General features: G+C 71.0%; 23 protein-coding genes. 19 read left to right on the top strand and 4 right to left on the bottom strand.

The genetic code is table 11. From position 1 onward, the window contains the following. Positions 1-127: 127 nt before the first annotated feature. Both ACFWV8_RS35680 and ACFWV8_RS35675 read right to left on the bottom strand, forming a co-directional pair. Positions 128-1,357 (bottom strand): DUF349 domain-containing protein, encoded by a 1,230-nt coding sequence (locus ACFWV8_RS35680; RefSeq protein ID WP_384214163.1) that lies wholly within the window; start codon positions 1,355-1,357, stop codon positions 128-130. A 248-nt stretch (positions 1,358-1,605) separates the two neighbouring features. Then, entirely contained in the window at positions 1,606-2,394 is a 789-nt protein-coding gene (locus tag ACFWV8_RS35675; RefSeq protein ID WP_384214161.1) for a peptidylprolyl isomerase, read from the bottom strand. A gap of 167 nt (positions 2,395-2,561) precedes the next feature. On the opposite strand from ACFWV8_RS35675, the gene ACFWV8_RS35670 reads away from it, so the two are divergent. The 4 genes from ACFWV8_RS35670 (at position 2,562) to ACFWV8_RS35655 (ending at position 6,746) form a co-directional block, all read left to right on the top strand. Next, on the top strand, positions 2,562-3,275 hold the full coding sequence (locus ACFWV8_RS35670; protein WP_384214160.1) for an MBL fold metallo-hydrolase: 714 nt from the start codon (positions 2,562-2,564) through the stop codon (positions 3,273-3,275). A 13-nt stretch (positions 3,276-3,288) separates the two neighbouring features. Next, positions 3,289-4,551, top strand: a complete 1,263-nt coding sequence (hisS, locus tag ACFWV8_RS35665) for a histidine--tRNA ligase (RefSeq protein ID WP_384214158.1) — start codon at positions 3,289-3,291, stop codon at positions 4,549-4,551. Between the two features lie 117 nt (positions 4,552-4,668). Then, the gene (locus ACFWV8_RS35660) at positions 4,669-5,304 is read left to right on the top strand and encodes a vitamin K epoxide reductase family protein (RefSeq protein ID WP_384214156.1); all 636 of its coding nucleotides are present in this window, start codon (positions 4,669-4,671) and stop codon (positions 5,302-5,304) included. 74 nt (positions 5,305-5,378) lie between these two features. Continuing rightward, positions 5,379-6,746 carry a replication-associated recombination protein A gene (locus ACFWV8_RS35655; protein WP_384214154.1) on the top strand — a complete coding sequence of 456 codons (1,368 nt, stop codon included), beginning with the start codon at positions 5,379-5,381 and terminating at the stop codon, positions 6,744-6,746. Positions 6,747-6,771: 25 nt separating this feature from the next. Here ACFWV8_RS35655 and ACFWV8_RS35650 read toward each other — a convergent pair whose 3' ends face one another. Beyond that, positions 6,772-7,452, bottom strand: coding sequence for a DUF2470 domain-containing protein (locus ACFWV8_RS35650; protein ID WP_384214152.1), 681 nt, complete (start codon positions 7,450-7,452; stop codon positions 6,772-6,774). A 180-nt stretch (positions 7,453-7,632) separates the two neighbouring features. Between ACFWV8_RS35650 and rpsD the strand changes: the two genes are divergently transcribed. After that, positions 7,633-8,247: a 30S ribosomal protein S4 gene (gene rpsD / locus ACFWV8_RS35645; protein ID WP_189109226.1), complete on the top strand. Its 615-nt coding sequence runs from the start codon at positions 7,633-7,635 to the stop codon at positions 8,245-8,247. Positions 8,248-8,278: 31 nt separating this feature from the next. Here rpsD and ACFWV8_RS35640 read toward each other — a convergent pair whose 3' ends face one another. Beyond that, the gene (locus ACFWV8_RS35640; RefSeq protein WP_384214149.1) at positions 8,279-10,579 is read right to left on the bottom strand and encodes an ATP-binding protein; all 2,301 of its coding nucleotides are present in this window, start codon (positions 10,577-10,579) and stop codon (positions 8,279-8,281) included. Positions 10,580-10,798: 219 nt separating this feature from the next. Between ACFWV8_RS35640 and ACFWV8_RS35635 the strand changes: the two genes are divergently transcribed. From ACFWV8_RS35635 to nusB, 14 genes are all read left to right on the top strand, one after another. Next, positions 10,799-11,263: a DUF948 domain-containing protein gene (locus ACFWV8_RS35635; RefSeq protein ID WP_384214147.1), complete on the top strand. Its 465-nt coding sequence runs from the start codon at positions 10,799-10,801 to the stop codon at positions 11,261-11,263. Positions 11,264-11,270: 7 nt separating this feature from the next. Next, entirely contained in the window at positions 11,271-11,642 is a 372-nt protein-coding gene (locus ACFWV8_RS35630; protein WP_384214145.1) for a DUF6167 family protein, read from the top strand. Further along, a complete protein-coding gene (alaS, locus tag ACFWV8_RS35625) occupies positions 11,642-14,311 on the top strand; it encodes an alanine--tRNA ligase (protein WP_384214143.1) in 2,670 nt (889 codons plus the stop codon). The genes ACFWV8_RS35630 and alaS overlap by 1 nt, the downstream gene beginning before the upstream one ends. 24 nt (positions 14,312-14,335) lie before the next feature. Then, on the top strand, positions 14,336-14,812 hold the full coding sequence (gene ruvX, locus ACFWV8_RS35620; protein ID WP_384214140.1) for a Holliday junction resolvase RuvX: 477 nt from the start codon (positions 14,336-14,338) through the stop codon (positions 14,810-14,812). A gap of 190 nt (positions 14,813-15,002) precedes the next feature. Next, positions 15,003-16,832 (top strand): endolytic transglycosylase MltG, encoded by a 1,830-nt coding sequence (gene mltG / locus ACFWV8_RS35615; protein ID WP_384214136.1) that lies wholly within the window; start codon positions 15,003-15,005, stop codon positions 16,830-16,832. Further along, positions 16,819-17,676, top strand: coding sequence for a shikimate dehydrogenase (locus ACFWV8_RS35610; RefSeq protein ID WP_384214133.1), 858 nt, complete (start codon positions 16,819-16,821; stop codon positions 17,674-17,676). Before mltG ends, ACFWV8_RS35610 begins: the two co-directional genes overlap by 14 nt. 137 nt (positions 17,677-17,813) lie before the next feature. Beyond that, the gene (gene aroC, locus ACFWV8_RS35605) at positions 17,814-18,998 is read left to right on the top strand and encodes a chorismate synthase (RefSeq protein ID WP_384214131.1); all 1,185 of its coding nucleotides are present in this window, start codon (positions 17,814-17,816) and stop codon (positions 18,996-18,998) included. Next, positions 18,995-19,597, top strand: a complete 603-nt coding sequence (locus tag ACFWV8_RS35600) for a shikimate kinase (RefSeq protein WP_384214128.1) — start codon at positions 18,995-18,997, stop codon at positions 19,595-19,597. Before aroC ends, ACFWV8_RS35600 begins: the two co-directional genes overlap by 4 nt. Beyond that, positions 19,594-20,694, top strand: a complete 1,101-nt coding sequence (gene aroB / locus ACFWV8_RS35595; RefSeq protein WP_384214124.1) for a 3-dehydroquinate synthase — start codon at positions 19,594-19,596, stop codon at positions 20,692-20,694. Before ACFWV8_RS35600 ends, aroB begins: the two co-directional genes overlap by 4 nt. Beyond that, a complete protein-coding gene (aroQ, locus tag ACFWV8_RS35590) occupies positions 20,691-21,131 on the top strand; it encodes a type II 3-dehydroquinate dehydratase (protein ID WP_329389935.1) in 441 nt (146 codons plus the stop codon). The genes aroB and aroQ overlap by 4 nt, the downstream gene beginning before the upstream one ends. A 144-nt stretch (positions 21,132-21,275) precedes the next feature. Beyond that, the gene (locus ACFWV8_RS35585) at positions 21,276-22,277 is read left to right on the top strand and encodes an AAA family ATPase (protein ID WP_384214121.1); all 1,002 of its coding nucleotides are present in this window, start codon (positions 21,276-21,278) and stop codon (positions 22,275-22,277) included. Between the two features lie 117 nt (positions 22,278-22,394). Beyond that, the gene (locus ACFWV8_RS35580) at positions 22,395-23,507 is read left to right on the top strand and encodes an aminopeptidase P family protein (protein WP_329389939.1); all 1,113 of its coding nucleotides are present in this window, start codon (positions 22,395-22,397) and stop codon (positions 23,505-23,507) included. 82 nt (positions 23,508-23,589) lie between these two features. Continuing rightward, positions 23,590-24,156 (top strand): elongation factor P, encoded by a 567-nt coding sequence (gene efp, locus ACFWV8_RS35575; protein ID WP_023542976.1) that lies wholly within the window; start codon positions 23,590-23,592, stop codon positions 24,154-24,156. 2 nt (positions 24,157-24,158) lie between these two features. Beyond that, entirely contained in the window at positions 24,159-24,590 is a 432-nt protein-coding gene (gene nusB / locus ACFWV8_RS35570) for a transcription antitermination factor NusB (protein WP_329389941.1), read from the top strand. Positions 24,591-24,641: the final 51 nt, after the last annotated feature.

Here is a 24,641-nt window from a genome sequence, read left to right as displayed (position 1 = left end):
GGTGGGCTACAACCCGGTCTCCCGCGACTCGCCCGCCCTCTCACCTAAGGGCTGGTCGTCCGCCGCGGGCGCGGCCGGGCGGTCACCCCCCCCCCGGCCCGCTCCGTCGTCACCTGTCGTGCGGGTGTCAGCCGCCGAACTCCTGCAGGCCCTTCAGCGCCTGGTCCAGCAGTGCCTGCCGGCCTTCGAGCTCCTTCGCCAGCTTGTCCGCCCTGGCGTTGTTGCCCGAGGCGCGTGCCGTGTCGATCTGCGTGCGCAGTTTGTCGACGGCCGCCTGGAGCTGGCCCGTCAGACCCGCGGCACGCGCACGCGCCTCCGGGTTCGTACGGCGCCACTCGTTCTCCTCGGACTCCTGAAGCGCCCGCTCGACCGTCTGCATCCGGCCCTCGACCTTGGGCCTGGCGTCGCGCGGCACATGCCCGACCGCCTCCCACCGCTCGTTGAGGGCCCGGAACGCGGCGCGGGCCGCCTTCAGGTCCTTCACCGGGAGCAGCCGCTCGGCCTCGGCCGCCAGCTCCTCCTTCAGCTTCAGGTTCTCGGTCTGCTCCGCGTCCCGCTCCGCGAAGACTTCACCACGGGCGGCGAAGAAGACGTCCTGGGCGCCGCGGAAGCGGTTCCACAGGTCGTCCTCGGCCTCGCGCTGCGCGCGGCCCGCGGCCTTCCAGTCGGTCATCAGCTCGCGGTAGCGCGCCGCCGTCCCGCCCCAGTCCGTGGAGCCCGACAGCGACTCGGCCTCGGCGACCAGCTTCTCCTTGGCCTTACGGGCCTCCTCGCGCTGCGCGTCCAGCGAGGCGAAGTGCGCCTTGCGGCGCTTGGAGAACGCCGACCGCGCGTGCGAGAAGCGGTGCCACAGCTCGTCGTCGGACTTGCGGTCCAGCCGCGGCAGGCCCTTCCAGGTGTCCACCAGCGCGCGCAGCCGCTCTCCGGCGGACCGCCACTGGTCGCTGCGCGCCAGCTCCTCGGCCTCCGTGACCAGCGCCTGCTTCGCCTCACGCGCGGCGTCCGTCTGCTTGGCCTTCTGGACCTTGCGCTCCTCGCGCCGCGCCTCGACCGTCGCGACGAGGCCGTCGAGCCGCGTACGCAGGGCGGCGAGATCCCCCACGGCGTGATGCTCGTCCACCTGCGCCCGCAGATGGCCGATGGCGGCCTGCGCGTCCTTGGCCGAGAGATCGGTGGTCTTCACCCGCCGTTCGAGAAGGCCGATCTCGACCACCAGGCCCTCGTACTTGCGCTCGAAGTAGGCCAGAGCCTCCTCGGGAGAGCCTGCCTGCCACGATCCGACGACCTGCTCGCCCTCGGCCGTGCGCACGTACACGGTGCCTGTCTCATCGACACGGCCCCACGGGTCGCTGCTCACAGCGCCTCCTCCACCTGATGCCTGCGAGGGGTGCCCCCCGGGCATCGTCCACAGTTTCCTGGACGGGCCACGCCCGTCTTCCGCGACGCGAAAGCGGATCCGGCAGAGCCGTCCCGCACGTCGCACAACGCCAATCTAGGTGACCGGCGGCCCGGCTGTCCGCACTCCGCACGGCCGAAATTCGCGGGGTGCGGTGCGGGGCCCTCGAACTGCCCCGCGCCTTGGGCCGCGCCGCCGGTCGCCGGTGGTCACGTCTTGTCGACGGTGCCCTTCGAGATGGTGACGGTCTTCTTCGGCGCACCGTCTCCCTTGGTCTCACCGGTGACGCCCCCCGCCGCCACGTCCTTCACGGTCTTCAGACCCGCGGCGTCCATCGTCCCGAACGGGGTGTACGAGGGCGGAAGCTTGGTGTCCTTCCACACGAGGAAGAACTGGCTGCCGCCGCTGTTCGGCTGGCCGGTATTCGCCATCGCCACCGACCCCGCGGGATAGGTCACCGCGCCGTCAGCGGCGGGCTTGCCGAGCGCGTCGAGGTTCTCGTCCGCGATGGTGTAGCCGGGACCGCCGGTGCCGTCGCCCTTCGGGTCGCCGCACTGGAGCACGAAGATGTTCTCCGTGGTCAGCCGGTGACACTTCGTGCCGTCGAAGAACTTCTTGTCCGCGAGGGACTTGAAGGAGTTCACCGTTTCCGGGGTCTTCGCCGCGTCCATCGCGATGCCGATGTCGCCCTGGTTCGTCTTCAGGGACATCGTGTACTTGGCCTTGGCGTCGATCGTCATCTTCGGCCCGGCCGGCTTGCTCTCGGTCGGGGACGGCGGCGCCGACGGACTGTCCTGCGCGACGTCCTTCTCACCGTTGTCGTCCGTCAGGCCCGCGATGGCGTACGCGCCGCCAGCCGCCGCCAGTACGACGGCCAGGGCGGAGGCGATGATCGCGTTACGGCGCCTGGCGCCCTTGCGGATCTCCGCCCGGCGCTGCTGCTGCCGCTCGAACTTCTCCCTGGCAAGCTGGCGCCGGCGCTGCTCGCTGTTGACCACCGGGTCGTCTCCTCGTGTCTTCGTGGGCCCTGTCTGGGCGGTGCTCGGAACTGAGTCCTACGAACGCTGACTAGCCCCGTACGGTATATGGGTTACCTGTGGAATGAGGAGCGCCGGTAGGCTCTGATCTGCTGCAATCTCCCGACGGACGACATTTGAGGACGATCGTGCTTATTGCCGGGTTCCCGGCCGGGGCCTGGGGGACCAACTGCTATCTGGTCGCCCCCGCCGCGGGCGAGGAGTGCGTGATCATCGACCCGGGCCACCAGGCCACCGAAGGCGTCGCCGAGACGATCGGGAAGCACCACCTCAAGCCGGTCGCGGTCATCCTCACCCACGGCCACATCGACCACGTCGCCTCGGTCGTCCCCGTGTGCGGCGCACACGACGTGCCCGCGTGGATCCACCCCTCGGACCGGTACATGATGAACGACCCCGAGAAGGCCCTCGGCCGCAGCATCGGGATGCCGCTCATGGGCGAGCTCACCGTGGGGGAGCCCGACGACGTCAAGGAGTTGGCCGACGGTGCCGAGCTGGAGCTGGCGGGTCTGCGCTTCGGCGTCGCGCACGCACCCGGCCATACGAAGGGGTCGGTGACCTTCGGGCTGCCCGAGGCGGCGGACATTCCGCCCGTCCTGTTCTCGGGCGACCTGCTGTTCGCCGGCTCCGTCGGACGATCGGACCTGCCCGGCGGCGACGCGGCCGAGCTGCTGGAGTCGCTGGGCCGGGTGTGCCTGCCGCTCGACGACTCGACCGTGGTGCTGTCCGGCCACGGCCCCCAGACGACCATCGGCCGGGAGCGAGCCACCAACCCGTATCTGCGCGAGGTGGCCGCAGGCTACGGCATCGGCCCCACCGCCGCTCCGCGACGAGGAATGTGACGCAGCGAATTCCATGAACACCTTTCAGGCCCCCAAGGGCACCTACGACCTGCTTCCGCCGGACTCCGCCGTGTTCCTCGCGGTGCGCGAGGCGATCTCCGCACCGCTGAGGAACTCCGGTTACGGCTACATCGAGACGCCCGGCTTCGAGGACGTCGAACTCTTCGCCCGCGGTGTCGGCGAGTCCACCGACATCGTCACCAAGGAGATGTACACCCTCACCACCAAGGGCGGCTCCGAGCTGGCGCTGCGCCCCGAGGGCACGGCGTCCGTGCTGCGCGCCGCGCTGGAGGCGAATCTGCACAAGGCCGGCAACCTCCCCGTCAAGCTCTGGTACTCCGGCTCGTACTACCGCTACGAGCGCCCGCAGAAGGGCCGTTACCGCCACTTCTCGCAGGTCGGTGCCGAGGCCATCGGCGCCGAGGACCCCGCGCTCGACGCCGAGCTGATCATCCTCGCCGACCAGGCGTACCGCTCTCTCGGGCTCACCGGCTTCCGTATCCTGCTGAACTCCCTGGGCGACAAGGAGTGCCGCCCCGTCTACCGCGAGGCGTTGCAGACCTTCCTGCGGGATCTCGACCTGGACGAGGACACGCGGCGGCGTGTCGAGATCAACCCCCTGCGGGTCCTCGACGACAAGCGCCCGGCCGTACAGAGCCAGCTCACCGGCGCCCCCAAGCTGCGCGACTATCTGTGCGACGCCTGCCGGGAGTACCACGCGCAGGTGCGCGACCTGCTGACCGCGGCGGGTGTCGCGTACGAGGACGACGAGCGGCTCGTACGGGGTCTCGACTACTACACCCGCACGACCTTCGAGTTCGTCCACGACGGTCTCGGCGCCCAGTCCGCGGTGGGCGGCGGCGGACGCTACGACGGGCTCTCGGAGATGATCGGCGGCCCCGCGCTGCCGTCCGTCGGCTGGGCGCTGGGCGTGGACCGTACGGTGCTGGCGCTGGAGGCCGAGGGCATCACGCTCCAACTGCCGCCCGCCACCAGCGTGTTCGCGGTGCCGCTCGGCGAGGAGGCGCGCCGACTGCTGTTCGGCGTGGTCACCGAGCTGCGCAGGGCCGGGGTCGCCGCCGACTTCAGCTACGGCGGCAAGGGACTCAAGGGCGCGATGAAGAACGCCAACCGCTCGGGCGCCCGGTTCACGATCGTCGCCGGCGAGCGCGATCTCGCCGAGGGTGTGGCGCAGGTCAAGGACATGGAGAGCGGCGAGCAGAAGCCCGTGCCGCTCGACGGTCTGGTGGCCGACCTGACCGCGCGACTCGTCTGACACGGGGGGCGGCCGTCCGTACGTCCTTATGTCCATCGAACGGTGGACATAGGGACGGGTGCGGCAGAATTGACCGGACCCTCCGCAGCGGCGGATCACGAGTGAGGGAACGGCGATATGACGAGTACAGCGCTGGACGACGTGCCGGCCGGCCGCGCGGAGCGTGACGCCCCGGGGGTTTTCGGTGCGGGGCGGGTGCTGGCGTGGTTGTTGGTGGTGTCGGGTGCGGCGGGTGTGCTGGCGTCGTGGGTGATCACGATCGACAAGTTCAGGCTGCTGGAGGATCCGGGGTTCACGCCGGGGTGCAGTCTGAATCCGGTGGTGTCGTGCGGGAACATCATGAAGAGCGAGCAGGCGTCGGTGTTCGGGTTCCCGAATCCGATGCTGGGGCTGGTGGCGTACGGGGCCGTGGTGTGTGTGGGGGCGGGGCTGCTGGCGGGGGCGCGGTACCGGCGGTGGTTCTGGCTGGGGCTGAACGCGGGGATGCTCTTCGGTGTCGGGTTCTGTACGTGGCTCCAGTACCAGTCGCTCTACAGCATCGGCTCCCTCTGCCTCTGGTGCTGTCTCGCGTGGGTGGCGACGATCGTGATGTTCTCGTACGTGACGACGTACAACGTCACGCACCGGATCCTGCCGGCGCCGCGGTGGCTGCGCAGCGGGCTGGGGGAGTTCCACTGGGTGCTGCCGGTGCTGTGGATCGGGATCATCGGGATGCTGATCCTGACGCGCTGGTGGGACTTCTGGACCAGCTGACCTGCCCGCCGGATTCGCTGGCCGTACTGATCGCGCCGGTCGTCCTGTCAGTGGGCTGGCATAGGCTCTGAGGTGTGGAGCCCGACCTCTTTACCGCAGCAGCCGAAGACCGCCAGGAGAAGGACCCGTCCAGCAGCCCGCTGGCCGTCCGGATGCGCCCGCGCGTCCTGGACGAGGTGGTCGGCCAGCGGCATCTGCTGAAGCCCGGCTCCCCGATGCGAAGGCTGGTCGAACAGGCCGCCCAGGGGAGGGGGCCGGCAGGCCCCTCGTCGGTGCTCCTCTGGGGCCCGCCCGGCACCGGCAAGACGACGCTCGCCTATGTCGTCTCCAAGGCCACCGACGCCCGCTTCGTCGAGCTCTCCGCGATCACCGCCGGTGTCAAGGAGGTCCGCGCCGTCATCGACGGCGCCCGGCGCGCCTCCGGCGGCTTCGGCAAGGAGACCGTCCTTTTCCTGGACGAGATCCACCGCTTCAGCAAGGCCCAGCAGGACTCCCTCCTGCCCGCCGTGGAGAACCGCTGGGTCACGCTCATCGCGGCCACCACCGAGAATCCGTACTTCTCGATCATCTCCCCGCTGCTCTCGCGGTCCCTCCTGCTGACGCTGGAGCCCCTCACCGACGACGACCTGCGCGCCCTGCTGCGGCGCGCGCTCACCGAGGAGCGCGGGCTCGGCGGCGCGGTGTCCCTGCCCGACGACTCCGAGGCGCATCTGCTGCGGATCGCCGGGGGAGACGCCCGGCGGGTCCTGACCGCCCTGGAGGCGGCGGCCGGTGCCGCGATCTCCAAGGGCGAGAAGGAGATCAGCCTCGCCACGGTCGAGGAGACCGTCGACCGCGCCGCCGTGAAGTACGACCGTGACGGCGACCAGCACTACGACGTGGCTAGCGCCCTCATCAAATCGATCCGCGGCTCCGACGTGGACGCGGCGCTGCACTATCTGGCGCGCATGATCGAGGCGGGCGAGGACCCCCGGTTCATCGCCCGCCGGCTGATGATCTCTGCCAGCGAGGACATCGGCCTCGCCGACACGACCGCTCTGCCCACGGCCGTCGCCGCGGCGCAGGCCGTGGCGATGATCGGCTTCCCGGAGGCCGCGCTCACCCTCAGCCACGCCACCATCGCGCTGGCGCTGGCCCCGAAGTCGAACGCGGCGACGGTCGCGATCTCCGCCGCGCTTGAGGACGTGAAGAAGGGGCTGGCTGGTCCCGTACCGCCGCATCTGCGCGACGGTCACTACAAGGGGGCGGCCAAGCTCGGCCACGCGCAGGGGTACGTCTACCCGCACGACGTGCCCGGCGGTATCGCCGCGCAGCAGTACCTCCCGGACGAGGTGCGGGACCGGCGGTACTACGAACCGACGCGGTACGGCGCGGAGGCGCGCTACGCGGACGTGGTCGAGAAGGTCCGCGAACGCCTGCGCGGCGACGCCCCGTCGAACTGACCCATCGACCGGACGCCAGTACGGCTCAGCTGCTCGCGGCCTCGAAGAGCGCGTGCATGGCCCGGCGCAGTTCGGCCACGTCGCGCACCGGCTCGGGGAAGTCGAAGCGGGCGTCGAAGCAGTTGACGCCGGTGAAGCGGACCCGGAGCCCGAAGCGGTCCACGCCGACCGGTACGGCGGCCGTCCCGCCGCCGGTCCGCCCGCCGAGCAGCGAGCGCAGCGTCCGCACCTCGGCGCTGTGCGCGGCGTGCAGATGCTGGAGCAGTTCGGCCTCGTGCTCCGACAGCGGGTCCGCCACGGCGGCGGCGAACTCGTCCGCCTCCACCGGGTCGGCGCCCCACAGGTCGTCCACGTACGCCTCGCCGACCTCCAGCCGCAGTGTCGTCCGGCCGGGCTCGCCGGCGCCCGGTACGCGCGTCAGCCAGCCGGAGACCCAGGCGCGGCCCCGGATTCGGTGGGGCACGGAGACCGGGGCGACATCGGTCATCTCCAGCACCGCGGCCAGCTCGTCGGCCTGCGCGTGCGTCGCCGCCCGGACGACGGGGGAGTCCGCAGCGAAGGCCAGCAGCACGTCGCCGTCGCTGTCCACGGCCCGCGCGTCGGGCATCAACTGGTCGGGCCGCAGGGCGTCCAGGCCCGGGACGAGCAGCATGCTTGAGCATGTACTCTGTACGAGAGTTCGTGTGCGTTCGGCTGCTGACGGCATCCGGGCGATTTCAAGCCCGCTGGGACGCGGCTGACCATGAGCTGATCGGACCTCCGTCGTATCGATGCCCTGCGCGTCGAGACTGTCTGTGATGCGCGTGGTGTTCCCAGGGCGACGAGACATGCGATCTCCTTTGAGTAAGGTGAGCCTAACCTAACCTACAACGGAGGTCTGGAGAACGTGCCTAACCAGTCGCGTCCCAAGGTCAAGAAGTCACGCGCGCTCGGTATCGCGCTGACGCCGAAGGCCGTGAAGTACTTCGAGGCCCGTCCCTACCCGCCGGGCGAGCACGGCCGTGGCCGCAAGCAGAACAGTGACTACAAGGTCCGTCTGCTGGAGAAGCAGCGTCTGCGTGCTCAGTACGACATCAGCGAGCGCCAGATGGCCCGCGCCTACGACCGCGCCCGCAAGGCCGGCGGCAAGACCGGCGAGGCCCTGGTCGTCGAGCTGGAGCGTCGTCTCGACGCCCTGGTCCTGCGTTCGGGCATCGCCCGCACCATCTACCAGGCCCGTCAGATGGTCGTCCACGGCCACATCGAGGTCAACGGCGGCAAGGTCGACAAGCCGTCGTTCCGCGTCCGTCCCGACGACGTCGTGATGGTCCGCGAGCGCAGCCGCGAGAAGGTTCCCTTCCAGGTCGCGCGCGAGGGTGGCTACGACACGGACGGCGAGACCCCGCGCTACATCCAGGTCAACCTGAAGGCGCTGGCGTTCCGTCTGGACCGCGAGCCGCTGCGCAAGGAAATCCCGGTCATCTGCGACGAGCAGCTCGTCGTCGAGTACTACGCCCGCTGATCACCAGCTGATCCAGGTGTAGTACGCGCTTTCAGCCCGCCGCTTCCCCGCCGATCTGGCCGGGGGAGCCGGCGGGCTCTCGCGTTTCCCGGCCCGGATCGCCGTCCGCACCGTGGTCTGCCTCCCGGCCCTCCTCGCGCCCGGTTTCCCGGCCGGCGTTCCGGTCCGCCGCCGCTCTGTGCCCGCCGGAGAGCTGACGGGGCAGCAGCCCGGCCTCGCGCGGCCCGGCCAGCGCGCGTTCGACGGCCACCGCCGGAGGAAGGGCGTGCCCCTCCGCGACATGCGCGCCGTAGAGCTCGGGCCCCAGCAGGTCCGTCGCCCGGCGTTCGCACTGCTCGCGCGGCGCCCCGAAGGTGGGCGAGCCGAACAGGGGCGCCCCGACCGACCGCCAGAGCCGGGTCGCCGCGCCCTGGAGCACCGCCGCCTCGGCCGGATCCCCTTCGCCCGCGGTCACCAGCGCCATCAGCTCCATCGCGAGCACCAGCCCGACCAGGTCGTCGAAGGTGTGGTGGATGGCGACGGACTCGGCCAGCAGGGCGCGCGCCTCGCCGAGCCGGCCGCGCGTCCAGGCCGCGTACGCGTGGACGTACAGGGCGTAGGACCTCGTCCAGCGTTCGCCGCTGTCCTCGCAGATGTCCCGTACGTCGGCGCAGAGCGCCACGGCCCCGTCCAGGTCGCCCTGGAAGACCAGGGCGAGGGCCAGCTCCGCCTGGCCCATCAGGACATTGCTGTTGAGCTCGCCCAGCTCGTGGTAGGCGCCGAGCGCGGCGCGCAGCAGCCGTTCGGCGCGCGGCATGTCGCCGGAGAGGAGCGCGAGGCAGCCCAGCCGGTGTTCGGCGTACGTGTGCGCCAGCGCGTTCCCCGTACGCGCGGCTTCTCCCCGGCACTCGTACAGAGCCGCCACCGCGGCAGGGTTGTCGCCCTGGAGGACCGTGACATGGCCCAGCACCCAGAGGGCCTTGAGCCGTGACCCGGTGTGCCGTGTCCCGGGGTGCGGACCGGGGTGCGGGGCTTCCTCCCGTCGGGAGCCGTCCGGCCCGTCGGCCGGCGCGAGGACCCGCTCCAGCCAGTGCCGCCCTTCGGTGAGCCGGCCGCAGCCCGCCCAGTAGAACCAGAGCGTGCCCGCCAGATACTGCCCCAGATGGGCCTCGCCCGCCGTCTCCAGGCAGAGTTCGATGGCCGCCCGCAGATTGGGCAGGGCGCTGTCGGCGCAGGCGGCGATCTCCGCCTGCCGGGGGCCGAACCAGTCCAGTTCGCACCAGGTCGCCAGCCCCACGTACCAGTCCCGGTGTCTGCGGCGCATCCGGCCGGTGTCCCCCAGGGTGTCCAGCCACTGGGCGCCGTACGCGCGCACCGTGTCCAGCATCCGGTAGCGCGGCCCTGCCGGTGTCTCCTCGGGGGCGACCACGGACTGGGCGATCAGCGCGTCGAGGACGTCGAGCACACTCTCCGCAGGCAGCTCGGGGCCCGCGCACACGTACTCGACCGCCTCCAGGTCGAAGGGCCCGGCGAAGACGGACAGCCGCGCCCACAGCAGCCGTTCGGCCGGGGTACACAGCTCATGGCTCCAGCCGATCGCGGTACGGAGCGTGCGATGGCGCGGCAGTTCGCCGCGGGAACCCCCGGTGAGCAGCTGGAAGCGGTCGTCGACCCGCCGCAGGATCTGCTCGACGGACAGGGCGCGCAGCCGGGCGGCGGCCAGTTCGAGGGCGAGCGGGATGCCGTCGAGCCGGCGGCACAACTCCCGTACGGCGTCGTCGTGTTCACCGAGAAGGCGGCCGGCGGGCGCCATGTCGGCGGCCCGGTCGGCGAAGAGCAGCCGCGCGTCGGTGTCCGACATCGGGGCGAGGGGGACGGTCCGTTCACCGGCCAGCCGGAGCGGCCGGCGGCCGGCGGCCAGCACCTGGAGGCCGGGGCAGTGGCGCAGCAGATCCCGTACGAGCTCCGCGCAGGGCTCGACCAGCTGCTCGAAGCCGTCGAGCACCAACAGCAGGCGGCGGTCGGCGAGATGGGTGCGCAGCACCTCCCGGGTCGGCCGGCCGCTGTGGTCGGTGATGCGCAGCGCGTCGAGGAGCGCGTGGTCGAGCAGTCCGGGGTCGCGGATCGCGGAGAGTTCGGCGAGCCAGACCCCGTCGCAGTTGCGTTTCTCCAGAGCCTCGGGCCGCAGGCTCCGGGCCGCGTGCAGGGCCAGCCGCGTCTTGCCGACACCGCCCACACCCACCAGGGTGACCAGCCGGATCCCGGCGAGCAGGCGTGCCAGCTCGGCCAGTTCGTCGGCACGGCCCACGAACCGGTTCAGCTCCGCGGGGAGATTGCCGGGGACAGGTCGCATGAGACACGCACAGTACTCGCGCGACCGCACTGCGTACAATCCGCTGCGGCAACTCCCGCTCCCCGTCCCGCCCGATGAGGTAGGGTCCGCGACCGCCGTAAAGCGGTACGGGGAGTCACTCCGGGCGCGATAGGGTCGAGGGAAGACCTTTCTCGGGTCGGCCGGGCCGTTCGGATCCGGTACGACGCGAGCGACCCCCAACGCAGAGAGCGGTGCAGCGTGACCGGTGGAGAGGTTGCCGGGATCCTGGTGGCCGTCTTCTGGGCGGTTCTGGTCACCCTCCTCGCCGTGGTGCTCGTGAGGCTGGCGCAGACGCTCAAGGCGACCACCAAACTCGTCGCGGACGTGACCGACCAGGCCGTACCGCTGCTCGCGGACGCGTCGGCGACCGTACGGGCGGCACAGACCCAGCTCGACCGGGTCGACGCCATCGCCACGGACGTCCAGGAGGTCACCTCCAACGCGTCGGCGCTCTCCACCACCGTCGCGTCGACCTTCGGCGGCCCTCTGGTGAAGGTCGCGGCCTTCGGCTACGGGGTGCGGCGGGCGATGGGCCGCAGGACCTCGGCCGAGCCGGCGCCCGCCGAGCGCGAGGCACCGGTACCGGCCGCGCGCGGCCGGCGCACGGTCATCGTGGGCAGGACCGTTCCGGCCGCCCGACGCAGCAGGAAGCAGAAGGGCTGAGGCAGCGATGTTCCGCCGTACGTTCTGGTTCACCGCGGGCGCGGCGGCCGGTGTGTGGGCCACCACCAAGGTCCACAGCAAGCTCCGCCGGCTGACGCCCGAGTCTCTCGCCGCACAGGCGGCCGACAAGGCCGTCGACGCCGGGCACCGGCTCAGGGAGTTCGCGCTCGACGTCCGGGCGGGCATGGCCCAGCGCGAGTCCGAACTGGGCGAGGTGCTGGGGCTGGACGCCCCCGCGGACCCCGAACTCCCCGCCCAGCGGCGCCTGGCCGTCGAGGGCCGCGTCGAACACCGGTCCGACGACCAGGCGCACAACCGCCACGACCACAGCGACAGACTCAACTCGCGTACACCGCACAACCGGAATGAGGACCACTGATGGAGTCGGCCGAAATCCGCCGCCGCTGGCTGAGCTTCTTCGAGGGGCGCGGGCACACCGCCGTCCCTTCGGCGTCGCTCATCGCGGACGACCCGACTCTGCTCCTGGTCCCCGCGGGCATGGTCCCCTTCAAGCCGTACTTCCTGGGCGAGGTCAAGGCTCCCGCCCCGCGGCTGACCAGCGTCCAGAAGTGCGTCCGCACGCCGGACATCGAAGAGGTCGGCAAGACCACCCGGCACGGCACGTTCTTCCAGATGTGCGGCAACTTCTCCTTCGGCGACTACTTCAAAGAAGGCGCCATCCCGCTGGCCTGGGAGCTGCTGACCACCCCCGTGGCCGACGGCGGGTACGGGCTCGACCCCGAGAGACTGTGGGTCACGGTCTATCTGGACGACGACGAGGCCGCCGGCATCTGGACGGACAAGGTCGGCTTCCCCGCCGAGCGGATCCAGCGTCTGGGCAAGAAGGACAACTACTGGTCCATGGGCGTGCCCGGCCCCTGCGGTCCCTGCTCGGAGATCTTCTACGACCGCGGCCCGGAGTTCGGCGAGGAGGGCGGCCCCGCCGTCAACGGCGAGCGCTACGTGGAGCTCTGGAACCTGGTCTTCATGCAGTACGAGCGCGGCGCCGGCGAGGGCAAGGAGGACTTCGAGATCCTCGGCGAGCTGCCGTCCAAGAACATCGACACCGGTCTCGGCCTCGAACGCCTCGCCATGGTCCTCCAGGACGTCCCCAACATGTTCGAGATCGACACGTCGATGGCCGTCATCGACAAGGCGACCGAACTGACCGGCGTCCGTTACGGCGCCGACGCCGCCTCGGACGTCTCCCTGCGCGTCGTCACCGACCACATGCGCACCTCCGTGATGCTCATCGGCGACGGCGTCACCCCCGGCAACGAGGGCCGCGGCTACGTCCTGCGCCGCATCCTGCGCCGCGCCGTGCGCAACATGCGGCTGCTCGGCGCCACCGGACCGGTCGTCGCCGACCTGATCGACGTGGTCATCCGGTCGATGGGCCAGCAGTACCCGGAGCTGATCACCGACCGCAAGCGCATCGAGACCGTCGCCCTCGCCGAGGAAGCCGCCTTCCTGAAGGCCATCAAGGGCGGCACCAACATCCTCGACACCGCCGTCACCGACACCAAGGCGGCCGGCGGCTCGGTCCTGGCCGGCGACAAGGCGTTCCTGCTCCACGACACCTGGGGCTTCCCGATCGACCTCACCCTGGAGATGGCCGCCGAACAGGGCCTCTCCGTGGACGAGGACGGCTTCCGCCGGCTCATGAAGGAGCAGCGGGACCGGGCCAAGGCCGACGCCAGGTCGAAGAAGACCGGCCACGCCGACCTCTCGTCCTACCGCGAGGTCGCCGACACCTCCGGCACCACCGAGTTCACCGGATACGCCAGCACCGAGGGCGAGTCGCGGATCGTCGGCCTGCTGGTCGACGGTGTGCCGTCGCCCGCCGCCACCGAGGGCGACGAGGTCGAGGTCGTACTGGACCGCACCCCGTTCTACGCCGAGGGCGGCGGCCAGCTCGCCGACCAGGGGCGTATCCGCCTCGACAGCGGCGCGGTCATCCAGGTCCGCGACGTCCAGCAGCCGGTCCCCGGCGTCTCCGTGCACAAGGGGTCCGTGCAGGTCGGTGAAGTCACCGTGGGCTCCGCCGCGTTCGCCGCCATCGACACCCGGCGCCGGCGTGCCATCGCCCGCGCCCACAGCGCCACCCATCTGACGCACCAGGCGCTGCGCGACGCCCTCGGCCCGACGGCCGCCCAGGCCGGCTCCGAGAACTCCCCGGGCCGCTTCCGCTTCGACTTCGGCTCGCCGGCCGCCGTACCCGGCACGGTCCTCACCGACGTCGAGCAGAAGATCAACGAGGTGCTCGGGCGTGAACTCGACGTCCAGGCCGAGGTGATGTCGATCGACGAGGCCAAGAAGCAGGGCGCCATCGCCGAGTTCGGCGAGAAGTACGGCGAGCGGGTCCGCGTCGTCACCATCGGCGACTTCTCCAAGGAGCTGTGCGGCGGCACGCATGTGCACAACACCTCCCAGCTGGGCCTGGTGAAGCTGCTCGGCGAGTCCTCGATCGGCTCCGGCGTGCGCCGGATCGAGGCGCTGGTGGGCGTGGACGCCTACAACTTTCTCGCCAGGGAGCACACGGTCGTCGCCCAGCTCCAGGAGCTGGTCAAGGGCCGCTCCGAGGAACTGCCGGAGAAGATCGCCGGCATGCTCGCCAAGCTGAGGGACGCCGAGAAGGAGATCGAGAAGTTCCGCGCGGAGAAGGTGCTGGCCGCCGCCGCCGGACTGGTCGAGGGCGCCAGGGACGTACGGGGTACGGCCCTGGTCATCGGCCAGGTGCCGGACGGTACGTCGGCCGACGACCTGCGCAGGCTGGTGCTGGACGTACGCGGCCGGATCACCGGTGGCCGCCCGGCGGTCGTCGCGCTGTTCACGACGGTGGGCGGGCGCCCGCTGACGGTCATCGCCACCAACGAGGCGGCCCGTGAGCGTGGGCTCAAGGCCGGCGAGCTGGTCCGCACCGCCGCCAAGACCCTCGGTGGCGGAGGCGGCGGCAAGCCGGACGTCGCCCAGGGCGGCGGTCAGAACCCCGGGGCCATCGGCGACGCCGTTGCCGCGGTGGAGCGCCTTGTCGAGGGGACGGCCTGAGTCCATGACCGGGGACGTGGCGGCGTGACCGCGCTCGTGCGCCGGGGCCGGAGACTGGCCGTCGATGTCGGGGACGCCCGGATCGGGGTCGCCTCGTGCGATCCCGACGGGCTCCTCGCGACGCCGGTGGAGACGGTGCCGGGACGTGATGTCCCGGCCGCCCACCGGCGGCTCGCGCAACTGGTCGAGGAGTACGAGCCGATCGAGGTCGTCGTCGGTCTGCCGCGCTCGCTCAGCGGCGGCGAGGGCCCGGCGGCGGTCAAGGTGCGGGCGTTCGCGGAGGAGGTCGCGCGCCGGATCGCGCCGGTTTCCGTGCGGCTAGTGGATGAGAGAATGACCACGGTGACCGCCGGCCAGGGACTGCGTGCCTCGGGTGTGAAGTCCAAGAAGGGCCGGTCCGTCATCGACCAGGTGGCGGCCGTCATCATCCTGCAGAACGCGCTGGAGTCCGAGAGAGCGTCGGGAGCGCCGCCCGGTGAGGGCGTGCGGGTTCAGACCTGAAACGCTGATCGGGCAATACCGGAACATACTTGCGGTTATCCGTCTGCGCGAATGAAGGTCGCCTGATCGCGATACGGTAACGTTCCGCGCGATGCGGCGGGGATTCGAACAACTGCCGCACAAAGAGAGGCGATACGGACACCGGGCCATCCGCGCCCGGCACCGGTCGCCTCGCGGCTCTAGGGGATCGATGACTGACTATGGACGGGGTCGAGGCCCTGAACCGTGGCACCCCGAGGACCCCTTGTACGGGGACCAGGGGTGGGGAGCGCAGCAGGCCGCCGACGGCAGTACTCCTTACGACGCTCAACCTCAGACTCAAGCGCCCCATCCGCAGCAGCAGTACGACCCTCAGTACGACGGTGGTGGCTGGATCACCGGACAGCAGCAGTACGCGCAGCAGCCTCAGCAACAGCAGCCCCATCCGCAGCAGCAGTACAACCCCCAGTACGACAGCGGTGGCTGGGACACCGGGCAGCAGCAGTACGCGCAGCAGCAGTATCAACCCCAGCAACACCCTCAGCATCAGCCCCAGTACCCGCAGCAACAACAGCAACAGCAGTACGCCGAGCCGCAGTACAACCAGCAGCAGTACGCCGGACAGCAGCCCAACGACCCCCAGTACGGCGGCGGTTGGGACACCGGCCAGCAGACGGCCATGCCCTACGGCGACAACGCGGGCAACACCTACGCGGGCCGGCAGGCGGCGGCCCCGCCCCCGCCCCCACCTCCGCCGCAGCCCGAGCCCGAGAACGACTGGGACGGCCCGCAGCCCGAGGAGACGCACCCGTTCTTCACCGGCGAGGACCGCGACGACGACCGGCGCCGTGACCGTGACGACGACCGGTACGACGACGCGGACGACCGGGAGTACGACGACGAGGGCGACGGCCGGCGCGGCGGCGGCGGACGTGACCGCCGGGGCTCGTCGAAGAAGAAGCGCCGCGGCGGCGGAGCCTGCCTCGTGGCCTCCCTCGTCCTCGTCGCGGGCACGGCCGGCGGCGGCTACTACGCCTACCAGTTCTGGCAGGAACGCTTCGGACCACCCGCCGACTTCGCGGGCGCGGGCACCGGCTCCGTCCAGGTCGAGATCCCGCAGGGCGCCGGCCTCACCGAAATGGGCAGCCTGCTCAAGGAGAGCGGGGTGGTGAAAAGCGCCGCCGCGTTCGTCGACGCGGCGGGCGCGCACCCCAAGGGCAAGGCAATTCAGCCCGGCGTCTATCCGATGAAGAAAGAGATGTCGGCCAAGGCCGCCGTCGAGCTGATGACCAACCCGGCCAATCTGAACTCGCTGACCATCGGCGAGGGCACACGTGCGGTCAAGGTGTACGAGTTCATCGACGCGAAGCTCAAACTCGATCCCGGCACCACCGCCGATGTCGCCAAGGCGCAGGCCGGCAAACTCGGTCTGCCCGACTGGGCCGACGACAACAAGAACATAAAAGACCCGCTCGAAGGGTTCCTCTACCCCGCGCGTTACGACATCGGCGAGAAGACCAAGCCGGAGGACATCCTCAAACAGATGGTCGCGCGGTCCAACCAGGAGTACAAGAAGTACGACCTGGAGAAATCGGCCGCGGACCTCGGTCTGGACTCGCCGCTCGACGTCGTCACCGTCGCCAGCCTCGTGCAGGCCGAAGGCATCACGCACGACGACTTCAAGAAGATGGCCGCGGTCGTCTACAACCGGCTCAAGCCGACGAACACCGACACCAACCAGAAGCTCGAATTCGACTCCACCTTCAATTACTTGAAGAACGAGAGCGAGATCGACATCTCCACCTCGGAGATCAGGAACCACGACGACCCGTACAACACGTACTTCTACAAGGGTCTGCCGCCGGGTCCGATCGGAAATCCGGGCGCCGACGCGCTGAACGCCACCAAGGCACCGGACTCGGGCGCCTGGATGTACTTCATCTCCATCGACGGCAAGACCACCGAATTCACCAAGACCCTGGCCGAGCACCAGAAGCTCGTCGACAAGTTCAACGAGACACGGAAGAATGCGAACGACTAGCACCACCGACAGCACCATCGAACGCAGGGCGGCCGTCCTCGGCTCGCCCATCGCTCACTCCCTCTCGCCGGTTCTGCACCGGGCGGCGTACGCGGCACTGGGCCTGACCCACTGGTCGTACAACCGCTTCGAGATCAACGAGGCGCGACTCCCCGCCTTCCTGACCGGCCTCGATCCGTCCTGGGCCGGGCTGTCCCTGACCATGCCGCTCAAGCGTGCCGTCATCCCGCTGCTCGACAAGGTCAGTGAGACGGCGTCGTCCGTCGAGGCCGTCAACACCGTCGTCATCGACGGCGCCGGACGGCGCACGGGCGAGAACACCGACATCCCCGGCATACTCGCCGCCCTGCGAGAACGCGGCGTCGCCGCGGTGGAGTCGGCGGCCGTCCTCGGTGCCGGAGCGACCGCGTCGTCGGCCCTCGCCGCGCTCTCCCGTATCTGTCAGGGCCCGGTGACCGCCTATGTACGAAGCATGGAGCGCGCCGCCGAGATGCGCGGCTGGGGCGAACGGCTGGGCGTCGACGTCCGCACCGCCGACTGGGCGGACGCGGCCAAGGCCTTCGGCGCCCCGCTGGTGATCGCGACGACCCCCGCGGGCGCCACCGACACCCTGGCGGACAGCGTCCCCGGAGGCCCCGGCACCCTCTTCGACGTGCTGTACGACCCCTGGCCCACCGCGCTCGCCGCCGCCTGGTCCGCCCGGGGCGGCGCCGTGGTCGGCGGTCTCGACCTCCTCGTGCACCAGGCCGTCCTCCAGGTCGAGCTGATGACCGGCCGCTCGCCCGCGCCGCTCACCGTGATGCGCGAGGCCGGCGAACAGGCACTGCGGGCCCACCAAGCCTGACGGCCGAGGCCGCCGCGCCCGTATCCGCAGGCTGGACGGAGTCACGGAGCGGGCGGCCGGTCATGGCAGGATCGGGACCCGAGGATGCGTACCGCAGTCGTACCGTCGAAGATGTCGAGATTCACCGAGGAGCACCGTTGAGCAGGTTGCGCTGGCTGACAGCGGGGGAGTCGCACGGACCCGCACTCGTCGCGACGCTGGAGGGCCTTCCCGCGGGTGTGCCGATCACCACGGAGATCGTGGGTGATCACCTCGCCAGGCGGCGCCTGGGCTACGGGCGCGGCGCGCGGATGAAGTTCGAGCGGGACGAGGTCACCTTCCTCGGCGGCGTACGGCACGGCCTGACCATGGGATCGCCGGTCGCGATCATGGTCGGCAACACCGAATGGCCCAAGTGGGAGCAGGTCATGGCGGCCGACCCGGTCGACCCCGAGGTGCTGGCCGGGCTCGCCCGTAATGAGCCCCTGACCCGCCCGCGCCCCGGCCACGCGGATCTCGCGGGCATGCAGAAGTACGGGGCGTCCGAGGCCCGGCCGATCCTGGAGCGGGCCAGCGCCCGTGAGACGGCGGCCCGGGTCGCGCTCGGCGCGGTCGCCCGGTCGTATCTGACGGAGACGGCCGGGATCGAGATCGTGTCCCATGTCGTTGAACTGGCCACCGCCAAGGCCCCGTACGGCGTGTACCCGACCCCCGGCGACGTCGAGCGGCTCGACGCCGACCCGGTCCGCTGTCTGGACCCCGAGGCGAGCGACGCGATGGTCGCCGAGATCGACCAGGCCCACAAGGACGGTGACACCCTCGGCGGCGTGCTCGAGGTGCTGGCGTACGGCGTGCCCGTCGGCCTCGGCTCGCACGTCCACTGGGACCGCAGGCTCGACGCCCGGCTCGCCGCCGCCCTCATGGGCATCCAGGCCATCAAGGGCGTCGAGGTCGGCGACGGCTTCGGCCTCGCCCGGGTTCCCGGCTCCCGGGCGCACGACGAGATCATGGTCACCGACGAGGGCATCAGGCGCGCGTCGGGCCGCTCCGGCGGCACCGAAGGCGGACTGTCGACGGGCGAACTGCTGCGCGTACGGGCCGCGATGAAGCCCATCGCGACCGTGCCCCGCGCACTGGCCACCGTGGACGTCGCCACCGGCGAGGCCGCCAAGGCGCACCACCAGCGTTCCGACGTCTGCGCGGTGCCCGCGGCGGGCATCGTCGCCGAGGCCATGGTCGCGCTGACCCTCGCCGACGCCGTGGCCGAGAAGTTCGGCGGCGACAGCGTCCCCGAGACCCGGCGCAACGTCGAGTCGTACCTGCGGAACCTGGTGATCCGATGAGCGGCCCGCGAATCGTCCTGGTCGGCCCGATGGGGGTCGGCAAGACCACCGTGGGCGCGCTGCTCGCCGAACGCCTGGACACCGACTACCGGGACACCGACGCGGACATCGTCGCCGCCGAGGGCCGGGAGATCTCGGACATCTTCTTCGACGAGGGCGAGCAGCACTTCCGCGATCTGGAGCGGGACGCCGTACGGACCGCGCTCGCCGAACACGGCGGGGTCCTCGCGCTCGGCGGCGGAGCGGTTCTCGACAAGGACACCCGTGAGCTGCTCGCGGGCCTGCCCGTCGTCTATCTCTCCATGGAGGCGAACGAGGCGGTCCGGCGCACCGGTCTGGGGCTGGCCCGCCCGCTGCTCGCCATCAACCCCCGCCAGCAGTGGAAGCTGCTGATGGAGGAGCGCCGCTCCCTCTACACGGAGGTCGCGCGCGCGGTCGTCCCGACCGACGAGCGGGCACCCGAAGAGGTCGCCGAAGCCGTCATCGAGGCGCTGGACCTGGGCGCGGCGGCCATCCCCGGCGCCGATCCGTCCGCCACCCCCACCGAGGCGCCCGGCGAGGCCCCCGGCACCGCTCCCGGCAAGGAGAACCAGGCATGACGACGGATCAGGACCAGGCGGCCACCCGTATCCAGGTCGGCGGCACCGGCCACGACCCGTACGAGGTGCTGGTCGGCCGGCGGCTGCTGGGCGAACTGCCCGCGCTCATCGGCCCCCAGGCCAAGCGTGTCGCCGTACTGCACCCGGAATCGCTCGCCGAGACGGGTGAGACCCTCCGTCAGGACCTGGCGGACCAGGGGTACGAGGCGGTCGCCATCCAGCTGCCGAACGCCGAGGAGGCCAAGACCGTCGAGGTCGCCGCCTACTGCTGGAAGGCCCTCGGCCAGACCGGCTTCACCCGCAGCGATGTCATCGTCGGCGTCGGCGGCGGCGCCACCACCGATGTCGCGGGCTTCGTCGCCGCGACCTGGCTGCGCGGGGTGCGCTGGATCGCCGTACCGACCACCGTCCTCGGCATGGTCGACGCGGCGATCGGCGGCAAGACCGGCATCAACACCGCCGAGGGCAAGAACCTCGTGGGCGCCTTCCACCCGCCCGCCGGGGTGCTCTGCGACCTCGCGGCGCTGGAGTCGCTGCCGGTGCACGACTACGTGAGCGGCATGGCCGAGATCATCAAGGCGGGATTCATCGCCGATCCGGCCATTCTCGATCTCGTGGAGGCCGACCCCGAGGGGGCGCGGTCGCCCGCGGGGCCGCACACCGCCGAGCTGATCGAGCGCTCCATCCGGGTCAAGGCCGAGGTCGTGTCCAACGACCTCAAGGAGTCCGGCGTACGCGAGATCCTCAACTACGGCCACACGCTCGCCCACGCCATCGAGAAGAACGAACGCTACAAATGGCGGCACGGCGCTGCCGTCTCCATCGGCATGGTCTTCGCCGCCGAACTGGGCCGCCTCGCGGGCCGGCTCGACGACGCCACCGCCGAACGGCACAGCGCCGTCCTCAAGTCCGTCGGACTGCCGCTGACCTACCGCGGCGACCAGTGGCCCAAGCTTCTGGAGACGATGAAGGTCGACAAGAAGTCCCGCGGTGACCTGCTGCGTTTCATCGTCCTCGACGGTCTGGCCAAGCCGACCGTGCTGGAGGGACCCGACCCGGCGGTGCTGCTCGCCGCGTACGGGGAGGTGTCCGAGTGAGCCGTCGGGTCCTGGTGCTCAACGGCCCCAATCTGGGCCGTCTCGGTTCCCGGGAGCCGGACGTCTACGGCTCCGTCTCGTACGCCGGACTTGTGGAGACCTGCCAGTCGACGGGCAAGGAGCTGGGCCTCGCGGTCGACGTGCGCGAGACGAACGACGAGGGCGAGCTGATCCGCTGGCTGCACGAGGCGGCCGACGGATCGCTCCCGGTGGTGCTCAACCCCGGGGCTTTCACCCACTATTCGTACGGAATGCGGGACGCCGCCGCGCAGCGCACCGCGCCGCTGATCGAGGTGCACATCTCGAACCCGTACACACGCGAGGAATTCCGCCACACCTCGGTCGTCGCGGCGGTCGCCACCGGCACGATCGCGGGGTTCGGCATCGGCTCGTACCGACTGGCGCTGCGTGCCCTCGCCGAGGAACTGGACGGCTGACGCGAAAGCCGGGCGGTCGGCCGGGCACTCGGGGCCGGTCTCTGACGTTACCCACGGAAGCGGCCGGGAACGGTACCGTTCGAAAGCAAGTCGGCCCGGCGGCCGACCGATCAGCGTCAGACGTACGAGACGGAGTGGCACCGGATGCAGTACGCGATGGGGGCTCCGCCGCCGCCTCCCCACGGTTCGGCGCACGGAGCGGGCGGACAGGGCGCGGGCGCGTGGGCGCACGGCACGCCGCCCCACGGCCCGCCACCGCACGGCGCACCCCACTCCGGCCCCCCGGCCGGCCCTCCCGCGCCCCACGGGCAACCACCCGTACCGGGCGCGGCGCCGTACGGGCCCCCGCCCGTGCCCGGCGGCTCCCGGCAGCACGGCGCGCCTCACCCGCAAGGCGCACCACAGCCGCCTCAAGGGCCCCCGCCGTCCGGCAGGCCCTCCGGGCCCCAGCACATCCCGCCGGGGCACCAGCAGGCGCCCGTGCCCCCGCAGGGCCCCCCGGCGCCGGACTCGACCGGGCACATCCAGCTGCCGCCGGGCGGTCCTGTTCCCATACCCGTGCCGCATCCCGCCGACAGCGGTACGGGCGCTGCCACGCTCGCCGTCCTGCTGATCGGCCCCGCCGGCGCGGGCAAGACGACCGTCGCCCGGCACTGGGCGGCCCGCCGACAGGTTCCCACCGCCCACATCAGCCTCGACGACGTACGCGAATGGGTCTGCTCAGGCTTCGCCGACCCGCAGTCGGGGTGGAACGAGCACTCCGAGGCCCAGTACCGCCTCGCCCGCCGCACCTGCGGCTTCGCCGCCCGTAACTTCCTCGCCAACGGCATCTCCTGCATCCTCGACGACGCGGTCTTCCCCGACCGCCCGGTCGTCGGGCTCGGCGGCTGGAAGCGCCATGTCGGCCCCGGACTGCTGCCCGTGGTCCTGCTGCCCGGCCTGGAGATCGTGCTGGAGCGGAACGCGGAGCGCAGCGGCAACCGCCGGCTCTCGGACGAGGAAGTGGCGGGCATCCACGGCCGGATGGCCGGCTGGTACGGCTCCGGGCTGCCGATCATCGACAACTCCAAGTACGACGTCGAGACGACGGCCCGGGTGCTCGACGACGTACTCGCCCGGTCGATCGCCAGCCCGCCGGCCTGGTAGCACGGCCGCCGGACCCCCTTCGCGCCACCGGAAGGGGTCCGTCCGCGCGGGCTCCGGCCCGCCCCGGTCGGACGCGTCGGCCGCGCCGAGCCGGGCCCGCGCTCATAGGCTCGATACATGTCAGAGGTGTATGCGGTCCGTCGCGGTCGGCTGCGCGACCGGTGCGCCGCGGCCGGCAGCGATGCCGCCCTGGTGTCCCTGCCGGCCAACGTCCGCTATCTCGCGGGCGGCGCACCACCGGGCGCCGTTCTGCTGCTGGGCGTCGCCGACCAGCGGGACGTACTCCTCTGCCCCCGCACCCCCAGCGGCGCCCCCGCCGACAGCCGCCCCGACGAACGGCTGCGGCTGAGCATGCTGCCCACCGCCGCGGGCGATCCGGCCGTCGCCGCGGCCGACCTCCTGGACGCGTCCACCGCCCGGACCCTCGCCGTCGAGGAGCACCATCTGACCGTCGCCCGCCACCGCGCCATCGGCTCGGTGGCACCCCGGCTGCTCCTCGCCGATCTCGGCTGCGCCGTCGAACAGGAACGCACCGTCAAGGACGAGGGGGAGATCGCCCAGCTTCGGATCGCCGCCGAGATCTCCGACCAGGCGCTGGGCGAGCTGCTCGAATCGATCCTCGTCGGCCGCACCGAACGCCATCTCGCCCTGGAACTGGAGCGGCGGCTGGTCGACCACGGCGCCGACGGACCGGCCTTCCGCACCTCGGTCGCCACCGGGCCGAACGCGGGCCGCGCGGGCCACCGGCCCTCGGACCGCAGGGTCGAGGAAGGAGATTTCCTCTCCGTTCGCCTCGGCGCCAACTACCACGGATACCGTTGCGAGATCGGCCGCACGTTCGTCATCGGAACGTCGCCCGCCGACTGGCAGATCGAGCTGTACGACCTGGTGTTCGCGGCACAACGGGCAGGTCGGGAGGCTCTGACGCCCGGTACGGCCTACCGCGACGTGGACCGCGCGGCCCGTCAGCCGCTGGAGTCGGCGGGGTACGGCGAGGGGCTCGCGGCCCGTACCGGACACGGTGTGGGGCTCGAAATCGATGAGGACCCGCAGTTGGCACCCGCTGCCATGGGTAAACTGGACGCTTGTGTGCCGGTCACCGTCGAACCGGGGGTCCACCTCCCGGGCCGGGGCGGCGTCCGGATCGATGACACGCTCGTCGTCCGCCCCGAGGCGGACGGCGGACCCGAGCTACTCACCATCACGACCAAGGAACTGCTCGCGCTCTAGCCGTCCGGCAGGCTCTCTGCCGGCCGCGCCGGCGGCGCGCACCCGTGGTCCCACCAGCTTCAGTCCAGGAGATTCCGCAACCGTGGCTTCCACGAACGACCTCAAGAACGGCATGGTGCTCAAGCTCGACTCTGGCCAGCTCTGGTCCGTCGTCGAGTTCCAGCACGTCAAGCCCGGCAAGGGCCCGGCCTTTGTGCGTACCAAGCTGAAGAACGTGCTCTCCGGCAAGGTCGTCGACAAGACCTTCAACGCCGGCGTGAAGGTCGAGACGGCCAGCGTCGACCGCCGCGACATGCAGTTCTCGTACATGGACGGCGAGTACTTCGTCTTCATGGACATGGGCACCTACGACCAGATCCACATCAGCCGCGAGGTCGTCGGCGACGCCGCGAACTTCCTCCTGGAGGGCTTCGAGGCCACGGTGGCGATGTACGAGGGCAACGCCCTCTACGTCGAGCTGCCCGCCGCCGTCGAGCTGGTCATCGAGCACACCGACCCCGGTGTGCAGGGCGACCGCTCCACCGGTGGCTCCAAGCCCGCCAAGCTGGAGACCGGTTACGAGATCGGTGTCCCGCTCTTCATCACGACCGGCGAGAAGATCAAGGTCGACACGCGCTCCGGTGAGTACCTCGGCCGGGTGAACAGCTAACCGTGGCTGCCCGCAATAAGGCCCGTAAGCGCGCCTTCCAGATCCTTTTCGAGGCCGACCAGCGCGGGGCGCCCGTGCAGACGGTCCTCGCGGACTGGCTCCGGCACGCGCGGACCGACGACCGCCAGCCGCCGGTCAGCGAGTACACGATGGAACTCGTCGAGGGATACGCGAAGTACGCCGAGCGGATCGACGAACTCATCGGCACCTACTCGGTGGGCTGGACGCTCGACCGGATGCCGGTCGTCGACCGGAACATCGTGCGGCTCGGTACGTACGAGCTGGTGTGGGTGGACGGAACGCCCGACGCCGTGGTGATCGACGAGGCGGTACAGCTCGCCAAGGAGTTCTCGACCGACGACTCGCCGTCGTTCGTGAACGGTCTCCTCGGCCGCTTCAAGGACCTCAAGCCGAGCCTGCTCCGCGCCGACTAGACGGCCGACGCCGTCGAGCGTGGACTCAAGCGCCGGACGGGCCGCACACGC

It is taken from the genome of Streptomyces sp. NPDC058665 (genome assembly GCF_042714995.1).
Classification (GTDB): Bacteria; Actinomycetota; Actinomycetes; order Streptomycetales; family Streptomycetaceae; genus Streptomyces.
Note: the sequence above shows the minus strand (reverse complement) of the source record. Positions and strands in the feature narration are given on the sequence as shown.